Consider the following 15,179-nt stretch of genomic DNA (forward strand, 5'->3'; position numbering starts at 1 on the left):
GCGAGAGACACGTAGTGCCAACAGATGTTCGCCCAGCGAACAGCGTCAGGCGGCCCCCGAGGTGCGCGACGTCCGAACGAGAGAGAGTCACACATGGCGGGACAGAAGATCCGCATCCGACTTAAGTCGTACGACCACGAGGTCATCGACACTTCCGCGCGCAAGATCGTCGACACGGTCACCCGCGCGGGCGCTACGGTCGTCGGCCCCGTGCCGCTCCCGACCGAGAAGAACGTGGTCGTCGTGATCCGTTCGCCCCACAAGTACAAGGACTCGCGCGAGCACTTCGAGAAGCGCACGCACAAGCGCCTCATCGACATCGTCGACCCGACGCCGAAGGCCGTCGACTCGCTCATGCGTCTCGACCTGCCTGCCGACGTCAACATCGAGATCAAGCTGTAGGGGGGCGACCATGACCATCAGCACCACCAAGAACGTCAAGGGCCTGCTCGGCAAGAAGCTCGGCATGACCCAGGTCTGGGACGAGAACAACAAGCTCGTCCCCGTCACCGTCGTCGAGATCGCCCCGAACGTCGTGACCCAGGTCCGCTCGCTCGAGAAGGACGGCTACACCGCCGTCCAGATCGCGGCCGGCCAGATCGACCCCCGCAAGTCGAACAAGCCCGCCACGGGCCACTTCGACGCCGCGGGCGTCACGCCCCGCCGTCACCTCACCGAGGTCCGCACCGCCGACGCCGCCGAGTACGCACTCGGTCAAGAGCTCACGGTCGACACCTTCGAGGCCGGCCAGAAGGTCGACGTCGTCGGAACCTCCAAGGGCAAGGGCTTCGCCGGTGTCATGAAGCGTCACAACTTCAAGGGCGTCAGCGCCTCGCACGGTGCGCACCGCAACCACCGCAAGCCCGGTTCGATCGGCGCCTCCTCGACCCCCAGCCGTGTCTTCAAGGGCATGCGCATGGCCGGTCGCATGGGTGGCGAGCGCGTCACCATCCTCAACCTCACGGTGCACGCCGTCGACGCCGAGAAGGGTCTGCTGCTCGTCAAGGGCGCCGTCCCCGGTGCTCGTGGCCGCATCGTTTTCGTCCGCACCGCCGTGAAGGGGAAGTAGCTCATGGCCACCACTACCGCACCGGCCGCTTCGGTCGACGTCGTCGACGCCAAGGGCAAGAAGACCAGCACGGTCGAGCTCCCCGTCGAGCTGTTCGACGTCGTCACGAACGTCCCGCTCATCCACCAGGTCGTCGTCGCGCAGCAGGCTGCCGCGCGTCAGGGCACGCACAAGACCAAGCGTCGTGGCGAGGTCTCCGGCGCCGGCCGCAAGCCGTTCAAGCAGAAGGGCACCGGCCGCGCCCGTCAGGGTTCGATCCGCGCTCCTCAGATGACCGGCGGTGGCATCGTCCACGGTCCGCAGCCCCGCGACTACGCGCAGCGCACCCCCAAGAAGATGATCGCCGCAGCCCTGCTCGGTGCGTTGTCCGACCGCGCTCGTGGCGCCCGCGTCCACGTCGTCGAGAGCTTCGTCGCCGACTCGATCTCGACCAAGGTCGCCCTCGAGCTGCTCGCGTCGATCGCCTCGAGCAAGCACGTCCTGATCGTCACCGACCGCGACGACACGCTGACCCTCAAGAGCGTCCGCAACGTGCCGACGGTCCACGTGATCACGTTCGACCAGCTGAACGCCTACGACGTCCTCGTCAGCGACGACATCGTCTTCACGAAGAGCGCCTTCGACGGCTTCGTCGCCTCGAAGGCCAAGAAGGAGGCCACCGCATGAGCGGCTACGGAAAAGACCCCCGCGACGTCATCATCGCGCCCGTCGTCTCCGAGAAGAGCTACTCCCTGATCGACCAGGGCAAGTACACCTTCCTCGTGGACCCGCGTTCGAACAAGACCGAGATCAAGCTCGCCATCGAGAAGATCTTCGACGTCAAGGTCGACAGCATCAACACGCTCAACCGAACGGGCAAGACCCGTCGCACCCGCTTCGGCACCGGCAAGCGCAAGGACACCAAGCGCGCCATCGTCACGCTGAAGTCCGGTTCCATCGACATCTTCACGGCTGTCGGCTAGGGAGCAGAGGCATAAATCATGGCAATTCGTAACTACAAGCCCACGACCCCGGGTCGCCGCGGTTCGTCGGTCGCCGACTTCGCGGAGATCACGCGTTCGACGCCCGAGAAGTCGCTGCTGCGCCCGCTCTCGAAGTCCGGTGGCCGTAACAACGCCGGTCGCATCACGACCCGTCACATCGGTGGTGGCCACAAGCGTCAGTACCGCGTCATCGACTTCCGTCGCAACGACAAGGACGGCGTCAACGCCAAGGTCGCTCACATCGAGTACGACCCCAACCGCACGGCTCGCATCGCGCTCCTGCACTTCGTGGACGGCACCAAGCGATACATCATCGCGCCGAACAAGCTGAAGCAGGGCGACGTCGTCGAGTCGGGTGCCGGCGCCGACATCAAGCCCGGAAACAACCTGCCGCTGAAGAACATCCCGGTCGGTACCGTCATCCACGCCATCGAGCTCAAGCCCGGTGGAGGCGCGAAGATGGCCCGCTCGGCCGGTGCCTCGGTGCGTCTCGTCGCCAAGGACGGCCCCTACGCGCAGCTCCGTCTGCCGTCGGGCGAGGTCCGCAACGTCGACGCCCGCTGCCGCGCCACGATCGGCGAGGTCGGCAACGCCGAGCAGTCGAACATCAACTGGGGCAAGGCCGGCCGCATGCGCTGGAAGGGCGTCCGCCCGACCGTGCGTGGTGTCGCCATGAACCCCGTCGACCACCCTCACGGTGGTGGTGAGGGCAAGACCTCCGGTGGACGCCACCCGGTCAGCCCGTGGGGCCAGAAAGAGGGCCGCACGCGTCACCCCAACAAAGAGAGCGACAAGCTCATCGTCCGTCGTCGTAACGCTGGCAAGAAGCGTAAGTAGGAGTTGTAGAAGATGCCACGCAGTCTTAAGAAGGGCCCCTTCGTTGACGACCACCTGCTTCGCAAGGTCGTCTCGCAGAACGAGGCCAGCACCAAGAACGTCATCAAGACCTGGTCGCGCCGTTCGATGATCGTCCCCAACATGCTTGGGCACACCATCGCCGTGCACGACGGACGCAAGCACATCCCCGTGTTCGTGACCGAGAGCATGATCGGCCACAAGCTCGGTGAGTTCGCGCCCACCCGCACCTTCCGTGGTCACGTGAAGGACGACAAGAAGGGTCGTCGCCGCTAACGCGGCGACGTGAAGGAGGAGAGAAATGGTGGAGTCGATCGCACGCGTGCGTCACATCCGCGTCACCCCCATGAAGGCCCGTCGTGTCGTCAACCTGATCCGCGGCAAGCAGGCCGCCGAGGCTCTGGCGATCCTGAAGTTCGCGCCTCAGGGTGCCAGCGAGCCCGTCTACAAGCTCGTCGCGTCGGCCATGGCCAACGCCCGGGTCAAGGCGGACGCCTCGAACAGCTACCTCGACGAGCAGGACCTGTACATCAGTCGTGCATTCGTCGACCAGGGCGCCACCCTCAAGCGGTTCCAGCCGCGTGCACAGGGCCGCGCCTTCAAGATCCTGAAGCGCACCAGCCACATCACGATCGTCCTCGCGACGCCTGATGAGGTCGAGGCTGCCGACGCTACGAAGAAGGCGAGCAAGTAATGGGCCAGAAAGTCAACCCGTACGGCTTCCGTCTGGGCATCACCACCGACCACGTGTCGCGGTGGTTCACCGACAGCACCAAGCCGGGACAGCGTTACAGCGACTACGTCGCCGAGGACGTCAAGATCCGCACCCTGCTCAAGACCTCGCTCGACCGCGCCGGCGTGGCCAAGATCGAGATCGAGCGCACCCGTGACCGCGTCCGCGTCGACATCCACACGGCCCGTCCGGGCATCGTGATCGGTCGTCGTGGCGCCGAGGCCGAGCGCATCCGCGGCGACCTCGAGAAGCTCACGAGCAAGCAGATCCAGTTGAACATCCTCGAGGTCAAGAACCCCGAGGCCGAGGCTCAGCTCGTCGCGCAGGGCATCGCCGAGCAGCTCGCTGCTCGCGTGGCGTTCCGTCGTGCGATGCGCAAGGGCCTCCAGGGCGCTCAGCGTGCCGGTGCCAAGGGTGTCCGCATCCAGGTGTCGGGCCGTCTCGGCGGCGCCGAGATGAGCCGCTCGGAGTTCTACCGCGAGGGTCGCGTCCCCCTGCACACCCTCCGCGCCAACATCGACTACGGCTTCTACGAGGCCAAGACCACCTTCGGTCGCATCGGTGTCAAGGTCTGGATCTACAAGGGCGACATCACCAACAAGGAGCTCGCGCGCGAGCAGGCGAACCAGAAGTCGTCTCGCCCCGAGCGCCGCAACGACCGTGACGGCGCCCGCCGCGGCGGGGGCGACCGCGCTCCCCGCGAGCAGAAGGCACCCGCCACCACAGGAGCTGAGGCGTAACCATGCTTATCCCCCGTCGTGTCAAGCACCGCAAGCAACACCACCCCGGCCGTAGTGGCCAGGCCACTGGTGGCACCAAGGTCAGCTTCGGTGAATACGGCATCCAGGCCCTCACGCCCGCTTACGTGACCAACCGTCAGATCGAGTCCGCTCGTATCGCCATGACGCGTCACATCAAGCGTGGCGGAAAGGTGTGGATCAACATCTACCCCGACCGTCCGCTCACGAAGAAGCCCGCCGAGACCCGCATGGGTTCCGGTAAGGGCTCGCCCGAGTGGTGGGTCGCGAACGTCAAGCCGGGTCGCGTGCTCTTCGAGCTCAGCGGCGTGAGCGAGGAGATCGCCAAAGAGGCACTCACTCGCGCAATCCACAAGCTGCCCCTCAAGGCACGCATCATCAAGCGCGAGGAGGGCGACGCATAATGGCGATCGGTTCCAAGGAGCTCCGTCCTGTCGAGCTCGACACATTCGAAGACGAGCGTCTCGTCGATGAGCTGAAGAAGGCGAAGGAAGAACTCTTCAACCTCCGCTTCCAGTCGGCCACCGGCCAGCTCGAGAGCCACGGCCGCCTGCGTGCCGTGAAGCGCGACATCGCTCGCATCTACACGGTCCTGCGTGAGCGCGAGCTCGGCATCCGTGCCACCCCCGCCCCGGTCGAGGCAGCCCCCAAGGCCGCCAAGAAGTCGACCAAGAAGGCTGACAAGCCGGCCGAGACGGCTGACGAGACCGCCGAGGAGAGCAAGTAATGGCCACCGAGAACAAGACCGAGGTCGACTCGGCTGCCGTCGAGGTCCGCGGCTACCGCAAGACGCGTCGCGGCTACGTGACCAGCGACAAGATGGAGAAGACCATCGTCGTCGAGGTCGAGGACCGCGTGAAGCACCCCCTGTACGGCAAGGTCATCCGCCGCACGTCCAAGGTCAAGGTCCACGACGAGGCCAACGCGGCCGGTGTCGGCGACCTCGTCGTGATCAGCGAGACCCGTCCGCTCAGCGCCTCCAAGCGCTGGCGCCTGGTCGAGATCCTCGAGAAGGCGAAGTAGGCCTCGCGGCCTGCTTGCGTAGAAGGAGACACAAGTGATTCAGCAAGAATCCCGCCTCAAGATCGCCGACAACACCGGGGCGAAAGAGATCCTCACCATCCGTGTGCTCGGTGGCTCCGGCCGTCGTTACGCCGGCCTGGGTGACGTGATCGTCGCCACGGTGAAGGACGCCATCCCCGGTGGCAACGTCAAGAAGGGTGACGTCGTCAAGGCCGTCATCGTTCGCACCAAGAAAGAGGTCCGTCGTCCGGACGGCTCTTACATCAAGTTCGACGAGAACGCCGCAGTGATCCTGAAGGCCGACGGAGACCCTCGCGGAACCCGCATCTTCGGACCGGTCGGTCGCGAGCTCCGCGACAAGAAGTTCATGAAGATCATCTCGCTGGCGCCGGAGGTTATCTAAGTCATGGCAAACATCAAGAAGGGTGACCTCGTGCAGGTCATCACCGGTGCCTCGCAGGCCCGCGGCGGAGACCGTGGCAAGCAGGGCAAGGTCCTCGAGGTGCTCGTCGAGCGCAACCGCGTGGTCGTCGAAGGCGTCAACTTCGTCACCAAGCACGTGCGTGTCGGCCAGACCCAGCGCGGTTCCAAGACCGGTGGCATCGAGACGCACGAGGCACCGATCCACGTGTCGAACGTCGCCGTCGTCGACCCCAAGACCAAGAAGCCGACCCGCGTCGGTTTCCGCGAAGAGACGGTCACCAAGGACGGCGTGTCCAAGACCGTTCGCGTCCGCTACGCCAAGAAGTCTGGTGAGAACCTCTGATGACCGACACCACCACGCAGGTCGCCACGGCCCAGCCGCGGCTCAAGGCCAAATACCGCGCCGAGATCATCGAGCAGCTGAAGTCCGACTTCGGCTTCACGAACGTGCACCAGGTGCCCGGGCTCGTGAAGATCGTCGTCAACACCGGTGTCGGTGAGGCCGCTCGTGACAGCAAGATCATCGACGGTGCCATCAAGGACCTCACGGCGATCACGGGTCAGAAGCCCCAGGTCACGAAGGCTCGCAAGTCCATCGCGCAGTTCAAGCTCCGCGAGGGCCAGCCCATCGGTGCGCACGTCACGCTGCGTGGCGACCGCGCCTGGGAGTTCCTCGACCGACTGCTGTCGCTGGCGCTTCCGCGCATCCGCGACTTCCGCGGTCTGAGCGACCGCCAGTTCGACGGCAACGGCAACTACACGTTCGGTCTCAACGAGCAGAGCATGTTCCACGAGATCGACCAGGACCGCATCGACCGTGTCCGTGGCTTCGACATCACCGTCGTCACGACCGCGAAGAACGACGACGAAGGTCGCGCGCTGCTCAAGGCGCTCGGGTTCCCGTTCCGTTCGGCCGACTCGGCCAACTAAGATCGTCCGGTCGGCAACTCTTCTCGAAGAGTTGCCGGCCGTTCCCCTGAGGTCGACGAGAACCGCTCGTCGACCAATCGATCGCCCAGGTCGGCACCCGGTGTACCGGATGTCGAAACCGGACGAGAAAGTGACAAACCGCATGACGATGACAGATCCGGTCGCAGACCTGCTGACCAGACTGCGCAACGCGAACTCGGCCTTCCACGAGACCGTGTCGCTCCCGAGCAGCAAGCTCAAGTCCCACATCGCCGAGATCCTCAAGCGCGAGGGTTTCATCGAGTCGTGGAAGGTCGAAGACGCCCGAGTGGGCCAGACCCTCACGATCGACCTCAAGTACGGCCCCGCCCGTGAGCGCTCCATCAAGGGCATCAAGCGCGTGTCGAAGCCGGGCCTCCGCGTCTACGCCAAGTCGACCGAGATCCCCCAGGTGCTCGGTGGCCTCGGTGTCGCCATCCTGTCGACTTCCTCCGGTCTGCTGACCGACCGTGAGGCCCAGAAGAAGGGCGTAGGCGGAGAAGTCCTCGCCTACGTGTGGTAACTCGTCATGTCTCGAATCGGAAGACTCCCCATCTCGATCCCTGCCGGGGTCGACGTGAAGATCGACGGCCAGGCCGTCAGTGTCAAGGGCCCCAAGGGTGAGCTGTCGCTCGTCGTCAAGAGCCCCATCGAAGCCAAGATCGAAGAAGGCACGGTCGTCGTGACCCGCCCCGACGACGAGCGCGAGTCGCGTTCGCTCCACGGCCTCACGCGCACCCTGATCGCCAACCAGATCATCGGCGTCACCGAGGGCTACACCAAGGGCCTCGAGGTCGTCGGAACCGGCTACCGCGTCCAGGCCAAGGGCTCGAACGTCGAGTTCGCCCTGGGCTACTCGCACCCCATCACCGTCGAGCCGCCCGTGGGCATCAGCTTCACGGTCGAGGGCAACAACAAGCTCACCGTCGTCGGGATCGACAAGCAGGCCGTCGGCGAGATGGCTGCCAACATCCGCAAGCTGCGCAAGCCCGAGCCCTACAAGGGCAAGGGTGTCCGCTACGCCGGCGAGGTCGTCCGCCGCAAGGCCGGAAAGTCAGGTAAGTAATCATGGGTCTCGGTACACGAGGAAAAAGCAAGTCGGCTGCTACCAAGCGCCGTCACACCCGCCTGCGCAAGAAGGTCGTGGGCACCGAAGAGCGCCCCCGTCTCGTCGTCACCCGTTCGGCCAGGCACGTGTTCGTGCAGGTCGTCGACGACAGCAAGGGCTTCACCGTCGCCAGCGCATCGACCCTCGAGGCCGACCTGCGCACGTTCGACGGTGACAAGACCGCGAAGTCCCGCAAGGTCGGCGAACTCGTCGCCGAGCGTGCGAAGGCTGCGGGCATCGAAGCCGTCGTGTTCGATCGCGGCGGCAACAAGTACGCCGGACGCGTCGCGGCCATCGCCGAAGGCGCCCGAGAGGCTGGTTTGAACCTGTGAGCGACGCTACGAACACCACTCCCCCCGCAGAGACCGAAGCGACCAAGGCACCGGCTGAGGCCGTCGTCGAGCGTCCCGTCGAGACCGCTGCCGGCTCGGAGTCGAACAACCGCGAGGGTGGTCGCACCGACCGCCGTGGCGGCCAGGGTCGTGGAGACCGCAACCAGGGTGGCCGCGGTCGCGGCGACCGTGACGACAAGAGCCAGTTCCTGGAGCGCGTCGTCACGATCAACCGCGTGTCGAAGGTCGTCAAGGGCGGTCGTCGCTTCAGCTTCACCGCGCTCGTCGTCGTCGGTGACGGCAACGGACTGGTCGGCGTCGGCTACGGCAAGGCCCGCGAGGTCCCCACGGCCATCAGCAAGGGCGTCGAAGAGGCCAAGAAGAACTTCTTCCGCGTCCCCCGCATCGGCAACACGATCCCGCACCCCGTGCAGGGTGAGGCCGCTGCCGGTGTCGTGATGCTGCGTCCGGCCTCGGCCGGTACCGGTGTCATCGCCGGTGGTCCCGTCCGCGCCGTGCTCGAGTGCGCCGGCGTGCACGACGTCCTGAGCAAGTCGCTCGGGTCGTCGAACACGATCAACATCGTCCACGCCACGGTGGAGGCACTGCAGCAGCTCGAAGAGCCCCGCGCCGTCGCCGCCCGTCGTGGACTCGACATCGACGCTGTCATGCCGGCCTTCATGGTCCGTGCCGAGCAGGCAGCTCGTACCGCCGCGACCGAGAAGGCAGGTGCCTGATGGCCGCCAACCTCAAGGTGACCCAGATCAAGTCCGTAATCAGCGAGAAGCAGAACCAGCGTGACACGCTGCGGAGCCTGGGCCTCAAGCGCATCGGCCAGTCGGTCGTTCGCGAGGACACCAAGCAGAACCGCGGCTACGTCAACACGGTCGCCCACCTCGTGAAGGTCGAGGAGATTGACTAATGGCTGACGAGAAGAACGAGGCCGCCGCGAAGGCCGCCCCGAAGAAGGCCGCCGCCCCCAAGGCGACGACCACCAAGGCTGCTGCCCCCAAGGCCGCTGCCAAGAAGCCCGCGGCCGACAAGGCCGCTGCTTCGACGGGTTCGACCACCAAGGCCGCTCCCGCCTCGACGACGTCCTCCGACGACGTCGCGCGTCCCCAGGTGCTCAAGGTGCACCACCTTCGTCCGGCTCCCGGTGCCAAGAAGGCGAAGACGCGCGTCGGCCGTGGTGAGGGCTCGAAGGGTAAGACGGCTGGTCGTGGCACCAAGGGTCAGAAGGCCCGGTACCAGGTCAAGGTCGGTTTCGAGGGTGGCCAGATGCCGCTCCACATGCGTACTCCGAAGCTGCGCGGGTTCAAGAACCCGTTCCGCGTCGAGTACCAGGTGGTCAACCTCGAGAAGCTGAACGAGCTCTACCCGCAGGGTGGTGACGTCACCGTCGGTGACCTCGTCGCCAAGGGTGCCGTTCGGAAGAACGAGAAGGTCAAGGTCCTCGGACAGGGCGACCTGAGCGTCAAGCTCACCGTCGCGGTCGACAAGGTCTCCGGCTCCGCCGAAGAGAAGATCGTCGCCGCCGGCGGGTCCGTCAGCAAGTAAAAATCACCTGAGGGGGTGGTCCGCCAGGGCCACCCCATCAGTCGTCTATCCTTCATACCGGGAGGCCCCACGTGTTCAGAGCTGTCGCGCGCATCATGCGCACCCCCGACCTGCGTCGCAAGATCGGGTTCACGCTCGGCATCATCGCGCTCTTCCGGCTGGGTAGCTTCATCCCCGCGCCGTTCGTCGACTACCAGAACGTCCAGGCCTGCCTCGCCGGCAACCAGGGCACCTCGGGTCTCTACGAACTCGTCAACCTGTTCAGCGGCGGCGCTCTGCTGCAGCTGTCGGTCTTCGCGCTGGGCATCATGCCCTACATCACGTCGTCGATCATCGTGCAGTTGCTGCGCGTGGTCATCCCGCACTTCGACACCCTCTACAAAGAGGGCCAGTCCGGTCAGGCGAAGCTCACGCAGTACACGCGGTACCTCACGATCGCGTTGGGCGTCCTCCAGTCCACGACCCTCATCACCGTGGCCCGCTCAGGAGCCCTGTTCGGTTCGTCGGGCATCGCGGAGTGCAGCCAGCTGATCACGAACGACGCCTGGTACGCCGTCATGCTCATGGTCGTGACCATGACCGCGGGCACGGGCCTGATCATGTGGATGGGCGAGCTCATCACCGAGCGCGGCATCGGCAACGGAATGTCGTTGCTCATCTTCACGTCGATCGCGGCACGCTTCCCCACCGCCCTCTGGAGCATCGCGCAGTCGCGCAGCTTCGAGATCTTCCTGCTGGTCATCGCCGTCGGCCTGATCATCATGGCGCTCGTCGTCTTCGTCGAGCAGTCCCAACGGCGCATCCCGGTGCAATACGCCAAACGCATGGTCGGTCGGCGTACCTACGGCGGCAACAACACGTACATCCCGATCAAGGTCAACATGGCCGGCGTCGTGCCGGTCATCTTCGCCTCGTCGCTGCTCTACCTGCCGGCACTGGTCGCGCAGTTCAACCAGCCCTCGGACGGCACGGCTCCGCCGGCCTGGGTCAGCTGGGTGCAGGCGAACCTCACCTCCGGCGACAACCCGCTCTACATGGTGCTGTACTTCGCGCTCATCGTCGGCTTCACGTACTTCTACGTCGCGATCACCTTCAACCCCGAAGAGGTCGCCGACAACATGAAGAAGTACGGCGGGTTCATCCCCGGCATCCGTGCAGGCCGTCCCACCGCCGAGTACCTCGACTACGTGCTGACGCGGGTCACGCTTCCCGGCGCCCTGTACCTGGGCATCATCGCGCTCATCCCGCTGATCGCCCTGGCCACGGTCGGTGCCAACCAGAACTTCCCCTTCGGAGGCGCCAGCATCCTGATCATCGTGGGTGTCGGTCTCGAGACGGTCAAGCAGATCGACTCGCAGCTCCAACAGCGTCACTACGAGGGCCTGCTCCGATGAGCGCCGCTGAGACCCGACTCAGCCCGCGCCTCCTGATCGTCGGCCCTCCCGGGGCCGGCAAGGGCACCCAGGCCGTCGCCATCGCCGAAGCCTTGGGCATCCCCGCGATCTCGACCGGTGACATCTTCCGCGCCAACGTCAAGGACGAGACCGAGCTCGGCCTCAAGGTCAAGGCGATCCTCGACGCGGGCGACTACGTTCCCGACAGCCTCACCAACGAACTGATCTCCGACCGGCTGTCGCAACCCGACGCCGCCGAGGGGTTCCTGCTCGACGGGTACCCGCGCACCCTGCAGCAGGTCGATTTCCTCGACGCGCACCTCGCCGAGCAGGGGCAGTCCCTGACCACCGTGATCCAGCTGGTCGCCGATCGGGACGAGATCGTCGAGCGCTTGCGCAAGCGTGCCGCGGACCAGGGCCGCTCGGACGACACCGAGGACGCCATCCGTCATCGGCAGGACGTCTACCTCCGCGAGACCGCACCACTGATCGAGACGTATCGCCAGCGGGGCCTCCTGGTCGAGGTCGACGGTCTGGGCGGCATCGACGAGGTCGCGGGACGCATCGAGTCGGCGCTGACCGCCCGTGGGTTCACGGCCGTCGCATCGGCTTCCTGACCTCGTGGCGTTCCGCCGCTCCGGCATCTACAAGACACCCGACGAACTCCGTCGTCTGGTCGAGCCAGGTCGCCTGACGGCCGCGTCGCTCGACGCGGTGCAGGGCGCCGTACGGCCCGGCGTATCGACGCTCGAGCTCGACGCCGTCGCCGAGGCCACCATCCGTGACGGTGGGGGAGAGCCCAACTTCATGTTGGTGCCCGGTTACCGCCACACGGTGTGCGCCTCGATCAACGGTGAGGTCGTCCACGGCATCCCCGGACCCCGTCTGCTGGCGGCAGGTGACCTCGTCTCGATCGACAGCGGGGCGCAACTCGGCGGATGGAACGGCGACAGCGCACGGACGTTCGTCCTCGACGACGCCGACCGCCCCGACGTCGTCGCCGAGAGGCGGCGTCTCAACCAGGTCACCGAGCAGTCCCTCTGGCACGGCATCGCCGCGCTCTCGACGGCGTCGCACCTCAACGAGGTAGGCGGCGCCATCGAGGACTACATCGACGAGCAGGGCGACTACGGCATCATCGAGGACTACACCGGGCACGGCATCGGTCGATCGATGCACGAGGACCCGCCCGTCTTCAACTACCGCGTCCGTGGACGCGGCCCCGCCGTGCGGCCGGGCCTCGTCGTCGCGATCGAGCCCATGGTCACGACCGGCGGCATCGATACGGTGACCCACGACGACGGCTGGACGGTCAGCACCCGTGACGGCTCCCTGGCCGCGCACTGGGAGCACTCGGTCGCGGTGCACGCAGACGGCATCTGGGTGCTCACGGCACACGACGGTGGTGCCGCGGGCCTGGCGCCGCTGGGCGTGACTCCCGTCCCCGTTCCCTGATCCGCGCCTCCTCGGTTCGTCCCGGCGAGACCGACGGAACCCGAGGAGGCGCGGTTCGGCTCAGCGGGACGAGCCGACGCTGCAGGTGGCCTCGGCCGCCGACTGCCCCGTGATCGTCGAGGGCAACGTGGTCGTCGTCGGGGTGGTCGCGGCCGGGTCGACCGGGGCCGCCGACCCGGACGTCGACTCGGTCGGCGCCGTGGTCTCGTCCGGGACCGCAGGGGTCGTGCTCTCGGCCGGGGCGGTGCCGTCCGAGACCGAGCCCCGCCCTGCGCTGTCGTCGCCGAGGGTGAACTTCTGGTCCGCGTTCAGCGCCGCGTTCAAGGCCGCGGCGTCGGTCGTCGACTCGACGACACGGTTCGAATTGCGAGGGTCGTCGACGACCGGGTACTGCACGAAGACGATCCCGGCGGGCTGGATGTCCTTCAGGGCGAGCGCCAGCCGGACGAGCGTGTCGGGTGAGCTGAGGGTCGACGACAGCGTCATGTTGCTCAGGGCGGCCGAGGCGAGCTTGTAGAGCGTCGTCACGTCACCGAGCGTGCCGCCCGAGATGATCTTGCGCATCATCGACGAGAGGAAGACCTGCTGCGAGCTGATCCGCGCGATGTCGCTGCCGTCGCCGACTCCGTGACGGGTGCGCAGGAAGGCCAACGCCTCGGCGCCCTGCAGGGAGTGCGTGCCCGCGCTCAGGTCGATGCCCGAGTCGGTGTCACGGATCGTGCGCGTGACGCAGACGTCGACCCCGCCGATCGCGTTCGACATCTCGATGACGCCGTCGAAGGTGATCTTGCCGGCGTAGGGGATCGCCAACCCGGTCATGCCCTCGACCGTCTTGACGGTGCACGAGAGCCCGCCGCGTCCGAGGGTGGTGTTGAACTGCACGTAGTCCTCGGCAGGGTAGACCTGACCGTCGTCCCCGACGCATTCGGGGACGTCGATCATGAGGTCACGCGGGAAGCTCACGGCCGTCAGCTGGGTGTGGTCCGCCGAGAGATGCGCGAGGATCGTCACGTCGTTCCGGATGCCGTCCACCTCGCCGGCATCGACCTGACTGCCGTCGTCGCGTTCGTCGCTGCCCACCAGCAGGATGTTGGCACCGCCCTCGATGGCCGAGATGTCGACACCCTCGACGTCGTCCTCGTTGCCGAGCGAGACGGTCTGCACCCCGGAGGTCGCGGTGCGGACGGCGATGGCCGCGACGGACACCCCGCTCACGAGCACGACGGCCATGGCCCCGGCGACGAGGGCCAGGAGCATGCGGGCGGGGCCTCGCCGGCGGAGCCGACCGTGGCGGGCGACCCCTCGGGGGGAGGAGGGGGTGGTCGGGCGTTCAGGCATGGTGCTCCCGGCAGTCGTGGTGCGTGCCCGGCGGAAGGCGGCCGCGGTGGTCGGCGCAGGTCGGCGGGCGCCCCGGCGTGTCGGGTTGACCCGCCGGGTTGCTGAACTATACCGGCATCACCTAGGATCGATCTTTGGTGCTCCATGTGCGTTTCTGCGCGCCTGGGCACCGTATCCCCGCACGACCAACACCCCTATTCTTAGCGACAGTGAGGCTATGGCCAAAAAAGACGGTGTCATCGAAATCGAAGGCGCAGTGATCGAAGCTCTGCCCAACGCGATGTTCCGCGTTGAGCTGACCAACGGACACAGGGTCCTCGCGCACATCTCCGGCAAGATGCGGCAGCACTACATCCGCATCCTCCCCGAAGACCGTGTGATCGTGGAGCTCAGCCCCTACGACCTGACCCGCGGCCGGATCGTCTACCGCTACAAGTAGGGCGTGCTGGAAAGGAACGGCCCCACGCACCCGTGGGGCACGAAGCCAGCGAGATCAAGGAATCAGCAATGAAGGTCAACCCCAGCGTCAAGCCCATCTGCGAGCACTGCAAGGTCATTCGCCGCAAGGGCAACGTCATGGTCATCTGCAAGAGCAACCCGCGCCACAAACAGCGTCAGGGCTGACTCGTCCGCCGCTTCGGCGGCGTGCCGATGCCGACCCGGCCGAGCCGGGTCACCCAGCAACACCCTCCCAGCAGCACCAGAACTCGTCACGATCATCCGTCAGGGTGGCCGGAGGCGGGGGACACCCCGGGTCGGAGGCCCGGGCACCGGTGCTGTGACAGACCTCCACCATCTCTGAAAAGAGGCCATCATGGCACGTCTAGCAGGCGTTGACATCCCGCGTGACAAGCGCGTCGAAGTCGCACTGACCTACATCTACGGAGTCGGCCGCACCAGCGCGCTCAAGACTCTCGCCGAGACCGAGATCGACGGCAACATCCGCGTCAAGGACCTCACGGACGACCAGCTCGTCCTGCTCCGCGACTACATCGAGGGCAACTACAAGGTCGAGGGCGACCTCCGCCGCGAGGTGGCCGCCGACATCCGCCGCAAGGTCGAGATCGGCAGCTACGAGGGCATCCGCCACCGCCGTGGCCTCCCCGTCCGCGGCCAGCGCACCAAGACGAACGCTCGTACCCGCAAGGGCCCGAAGCGCACCGTCGCCGGCAAGAAGAAGGCTCGATAGGCCTCGGCTCCCGC

The 15,179-nt window shown here is 66.3% G+C and carries 27 protein-coding genes; 26 read left to right on the forward strand and 1 reads right to left on the reverse strand.

Annotation, left to right across the window (positions count from 1 at the left end):
• The first annotated feature begins 93 nt into the window (after nucleotides 1-93).
• The 23 genes from rpsJ to map all read left to right on the forward strand — a co-directional run bounded on the left by rpsJ (nucleotide 94) and on the right by map (nucleotide 12,638).
• Complete coding sequence (gene rpsJ / locus EDF50_RS10940; RefSeq protein WP_043593369.1) at nucleotides 94-402, forward strand: 30S ribosomal protein S10; 309 nt, start codon at nucleotides 94-96, stop codon at nucleotides 400-402.
• A gap of 16 nt (nucleotides 403-418) precedes the next feature.
• Nucleotides 419-1,069 (forward strand): 50S ribosomal protein L3, encoded by a 651-nt coding sequence (gene rplC, locus EDF50_RS10945; RefSeq protein WP_167599061.1) that lies wholly within the window; start codon nucleotides 419-421, stop codon nucleotides 1,067-1,069.
• A gap of 3 nt (nucleotides 1,070-1,072) precedes the next feature.
• The gene (rplD, locus tag EDF50_RS10950) at nucleotides 1,073-1,735 is read left to right on the forward strand and encodes a 50S ribosomal protein L4 (RefSeq protein ID WP_123519583.1); all 663 of its coding nucleotides are present in this window, start codon (nucleotides 1,073-1,075) and stop codon (nucleotides 1,733-1,735) included.
• The gene (gene rplW / locus EDF50_RS10955) at nucleotides 1,732-2,031 is read left to right on the forward strand and encodes a 50S ribosomal protein L23 (RefSeq protein ID WP_043593363.1); all 300 of its coding nucleotides are present in this window, start codon (nucleotides 1,732-1,734) and stop codon (nucleotides 2,029-2,031) included. The genes rplD and rplW overlap by 4 nt, the downstream gene beginning before the upstream one ends.
• A gap of 18 nt (nucleotides 2,032-2,049) precedes the next feature.
• Nucleotides 2,050-2,889, forward strand: coding sequence for a 50S ribosomal protein L2 (gene rplB, locus EDF50_RS10960; protein WP_056043560.1), 840 nt, complete (start codon nucleotides 2,050-2,052; stop codon nucleotides 2,887-2,889).
• A 12-nt stretch (nucleotides 2,890-2,901) separates the two neighbouring features.
• Complete coding sequence (rpsS, locus tag EDF50_RS10965) at nucleotides 2,902-3,183, forward strand: 30S ribosomal protein S19 (RefSeq protein WP_043593360.1); 282 nt, start codon at nucleotides 2,902-2,904, stop codon at nucleotides 3,181-3,183.
• Between the two features lie 25 nt (nucleotides 3,184-3,208).
• Nucleotides 3,209-3,601, forward strand: coding sequence for a 50S ribosomal protein L22 (rplV, locus tag EDF50_RS10970; protein WP_123519584.1), 393 nt, complete (start codon nucleotides 3,209-3,211; stop codon nucleotides 3,599-3,601).
• Nucleotides 3,601-4,380, forward strand: coding sequence for a 30S ribosomal protein S3 (gene rpsC / locus EDF50_RS10975; protein WP_043593357.1), 780 nt, complete (start codon nucleotides 3,601-3,603; stop codon nucleotides 4,378-4,380). Before rplV ends, rpsC begins: the two co-directional genes overlap by 1 nt.
• A gap of 2 nt (nucleotides 4,381-4,382) precedes the next feature.
• The gene (gene rplP / locus EDF50_RS10980; RefSeq protein WP_043593355.1) at nucleotides 4,383-4,802 is read left to right on the forward strand and encodes a 50S ribosomal protein L16; all 420 of its coding nucleotides are present in this window, start codon (nucleotides 4,383-4,385) and stop codon (nucleotides 4,800-4,802) included.
• Nucleotides 4,802-5,125 (forward strand): 50S ribosomal protein L29, encoded by a 324-nt coding sequence (rpmC, locus tag EDF50_RS10985; RefSeq protein WP_054145424.1) that lies wholly within the window; start codon nucleotides 4,802-4,804, stop codon nucleotides 5,123-5,125. Before rplP ends, rpmC begins: the two co-directional genes overlap by 1 nt.
• Entirely contained in the window at nucleotides 5,125-5,421 is a 297-nt protein-coding gene (gene rpsQ, locus EDF50_RS10990) for a 30S ribosomal protein S17 (RefSeq protein ID WP_071256223.1), read from the forward strand. Before rpmC ends, rpsQ begins: the two co-directional genes overlap by 1 nt.
• A 34-nt stretch (nucleotides 5,422-5,455) precedes the next feature.
• Nucleotides 5,456-5,824, forward strand: a complete 369-nt coding sequence (gene rplN / locus EDF50_RS10995; protein ID WP_043593350.1) for a 50S ribosomal protein L14 — start codon at nucleotides 5,456-5,458, stop codon at nucleotides 5,822-5,824.
• Nucleotides 5,825-5,827: 3 nt separating this feature from the next.
• Nucleotides 5,828-6,187 carry a 50S ribosomal protein L24 gene (gene rplX / locus EDF50_RS11000; RefSeq protein ID WP_043593348.1) on the forward strand — a complete coding sequence of 120 codons (360 nt, stop codon included), beginning with the start codon at nucleotides 5,828-5,830 and terminating at the stop codon, nucleotides 6,185-6,187.
• The gene (gene rplE / locus EDF50_RS11005; RefSeq protein ID WP_123519585.1) at nucleotides 6,187-6,774 is read left to right on the forward strand and encodes a 50S ribosomal protein L5; all 588 of its coding nucleotides are present in this window, start codon (nucleotides 6,187-6,189) and stop codon (nucleotides 6,772-6,774) included. The genes rplX and rplE overlap by 1 nt, the downstream gene beginning before the upstream one ends.
• A gap of 142 nt (nucleotides 6,775-6,916) precedes the next feature.
• On the forward strand, nucleotides 6,917-7,315 hold the full coding sequence (rpsH, locus tag EDF50_RS11010; protein WP_043593344.1) for a 30S ribosomal protein S8: 399 nt from the start codon (nucleotides 6,917-6,919) through the stop codon (nucleotides 7,313-7,315).
• Between the two features lie 6 nt (nucleotides 7,316-7,321).
• Nucleotides 7,322-7,858, forward strand: coding sequence for a 50S ribosomal protein L6 (rplF, locus tag EDF50_RS11015; RefSeq protein ID WP_123519586.1), 537 nt, complete (start codon nucleotides 7,322-7,324; stop codon nucleotides 7,856-7,858).
• A 2-nt stretch (nucleotides 7,859-7,860) separates the two neighbouring features.
• Entirely contained in the window at nucleotides 7,861-8,232 is a 372-nt protein-coding gene (rplR, locus tag EDF50_RS11020) for a 50S ribosomal protein L18 (protein WP_043593341.1), read from the forward strand.
• Nucleotides 8,229-8,969, forward strand: coding sequence for a 30S ribosomal protein S5 (gene rpsE, locus EDF50_RS11025; RefSeq protein WP_043593339.1), 741 nt, complete (start codon nucleotides 8,229-8,231; stop codon nucleotides 8,967-8,969). Before rplR ends, rpsE begins: the two co-directional genes overlap by 4 nt.
• Entirely contained in the window at nucleotides 8,969-9,154 is a 186-nt protein-coding gene (rpmD, locus tag EDF50_RS11030; RefSeq protein WP_043593338.1) for a 50S ribosomal protein L30, read from the forward strand. Before rpsE ends, rpmD begins: the two co-directional genes overlap by 1 nt.
• On the forward strand, nucleotides 9,154-9,789 hold the full coding sequence (gene rplO / locus EDF50_RS11035; RefSeq protein ID WP_123519587.1) for a 50S ribosomal protein L15: 636 nt from the start codon (nucleotides 9,154-9,156) through the stop codon (nucleotides 9,787-9,789). Before rpmD ends, rplO begins: the two co-directional genes overlap by 1 nt.
• 71 nt (nucleotides 9,790-9,860) lie before the next feature.
• Entirely contained in the window at nucleotides 9,861-11,183 is a 1,323-nt protein-coding gene (gene secY, locus EDF50_RS11040) for a preprotein translocase subunit SecY (RefSeq protein ID WP_043593336.1), read from the forward strand.
• On the forward strand, nucleotides 11,180-11,800 hold the full coding sequence (locus EDF50_RS11045; protein ID WP_123519588.1) for an adenylate kinase: 621 nt from the start codon (nucleotides 11,180-11,182) through the stop codon (nucleotides 11,798-11,800). Before secY ends, EDF50_RS11045 begins: the two co-directional genes overlap by 4 nt.
• A gap of 4 nt (nucleotides 11,801-11,804) precedes the next feature.
• Nucleotides 11,805-12,638 carry a type I methionyl aminopeptidase gene (gene map, locus EDF50_RS11050; protein ID WP_123519589.1) on the forward strand — a complete coding sequence of 278 codons (834 nt, stop codon included), beginning with the start codon at nucleotides 11,805-11,807 and terminating at the stop codon, nucleotides 12,636-12,638.
• 60 nt (nucleotides 12,639-12,698) lie between these two features.
• Here map and EDF50_RS11055 read toward each other — a convergent pair whose 3' ends face one another.
• On the reverse strand, nucleotides 12,699-13,895 hold the full coding sequence (locus tag EDF50_RS11055) for an LCP family protein (RefSeq protein ID WP_123519590.1): 1,197 nt from the start codon (nucleotides 13,893-13,895) through the stop codon (nucleotides 12,699-12,701).
• A gap of 298 nt (nucleotides 13,896-14,193) precedes the next feature.
• Here EDF50_RS11055 and infA point away from each other — a divergent pair, with 298 nt between their 5' ends.
• The 3 genes from infA (at nucleotide 14,194) to rpsM (ending at nucleotide 15,165) form a co-directional block, all read left to right on the forward strand.
• Entirely contained in the window at nucleotides 14,194-14,415 is a 222-nt protein-coding gene (gene infA / locus EDF50_RS11060) for a translation initiation factor IF-1 (RefSeq protein ID WP_043593329.1), read from the forward strand.
• A 68-nt stretch (nucleotides 14,416-14,483) separates the two neighbouring features.
• On the forward strand, nucleotides 14,484-14,600 hold the full coding sequence (rpmJ, locus tag EDF50_RS11065; protein ID WP_043593327.1) for a 50S ribosomal protein L36: 117 nt from the start codon (nucleotides 14,484-14,486) through the stop codon (nucleotides 14,598-14,600).
• Between the two features lie 190 nt (nucleotides 14,601-14,790).
• Entirely contained in the window at nucleotides 14,791-15,165 is a 375-nt protein-coding gene (rpsM, locus tag EDF50_RS11070) for a 30S ribosomal protein S13 (protein WP_043593325.1), read from the forward strand.
• The last annotated feature ends 14 nt before the right edge of the window (nucleotides 15,166-15,179 follow it).

The sequence above is a fragment of the Frigoribacterium sp. PhB24 genome (assembly GCF_003755185.1).
Lineage (GTDB): Bacteria > Actinomycetota > Actinomycetes > Actinomycetales > Microbacteriaceae > Frigoribacterium.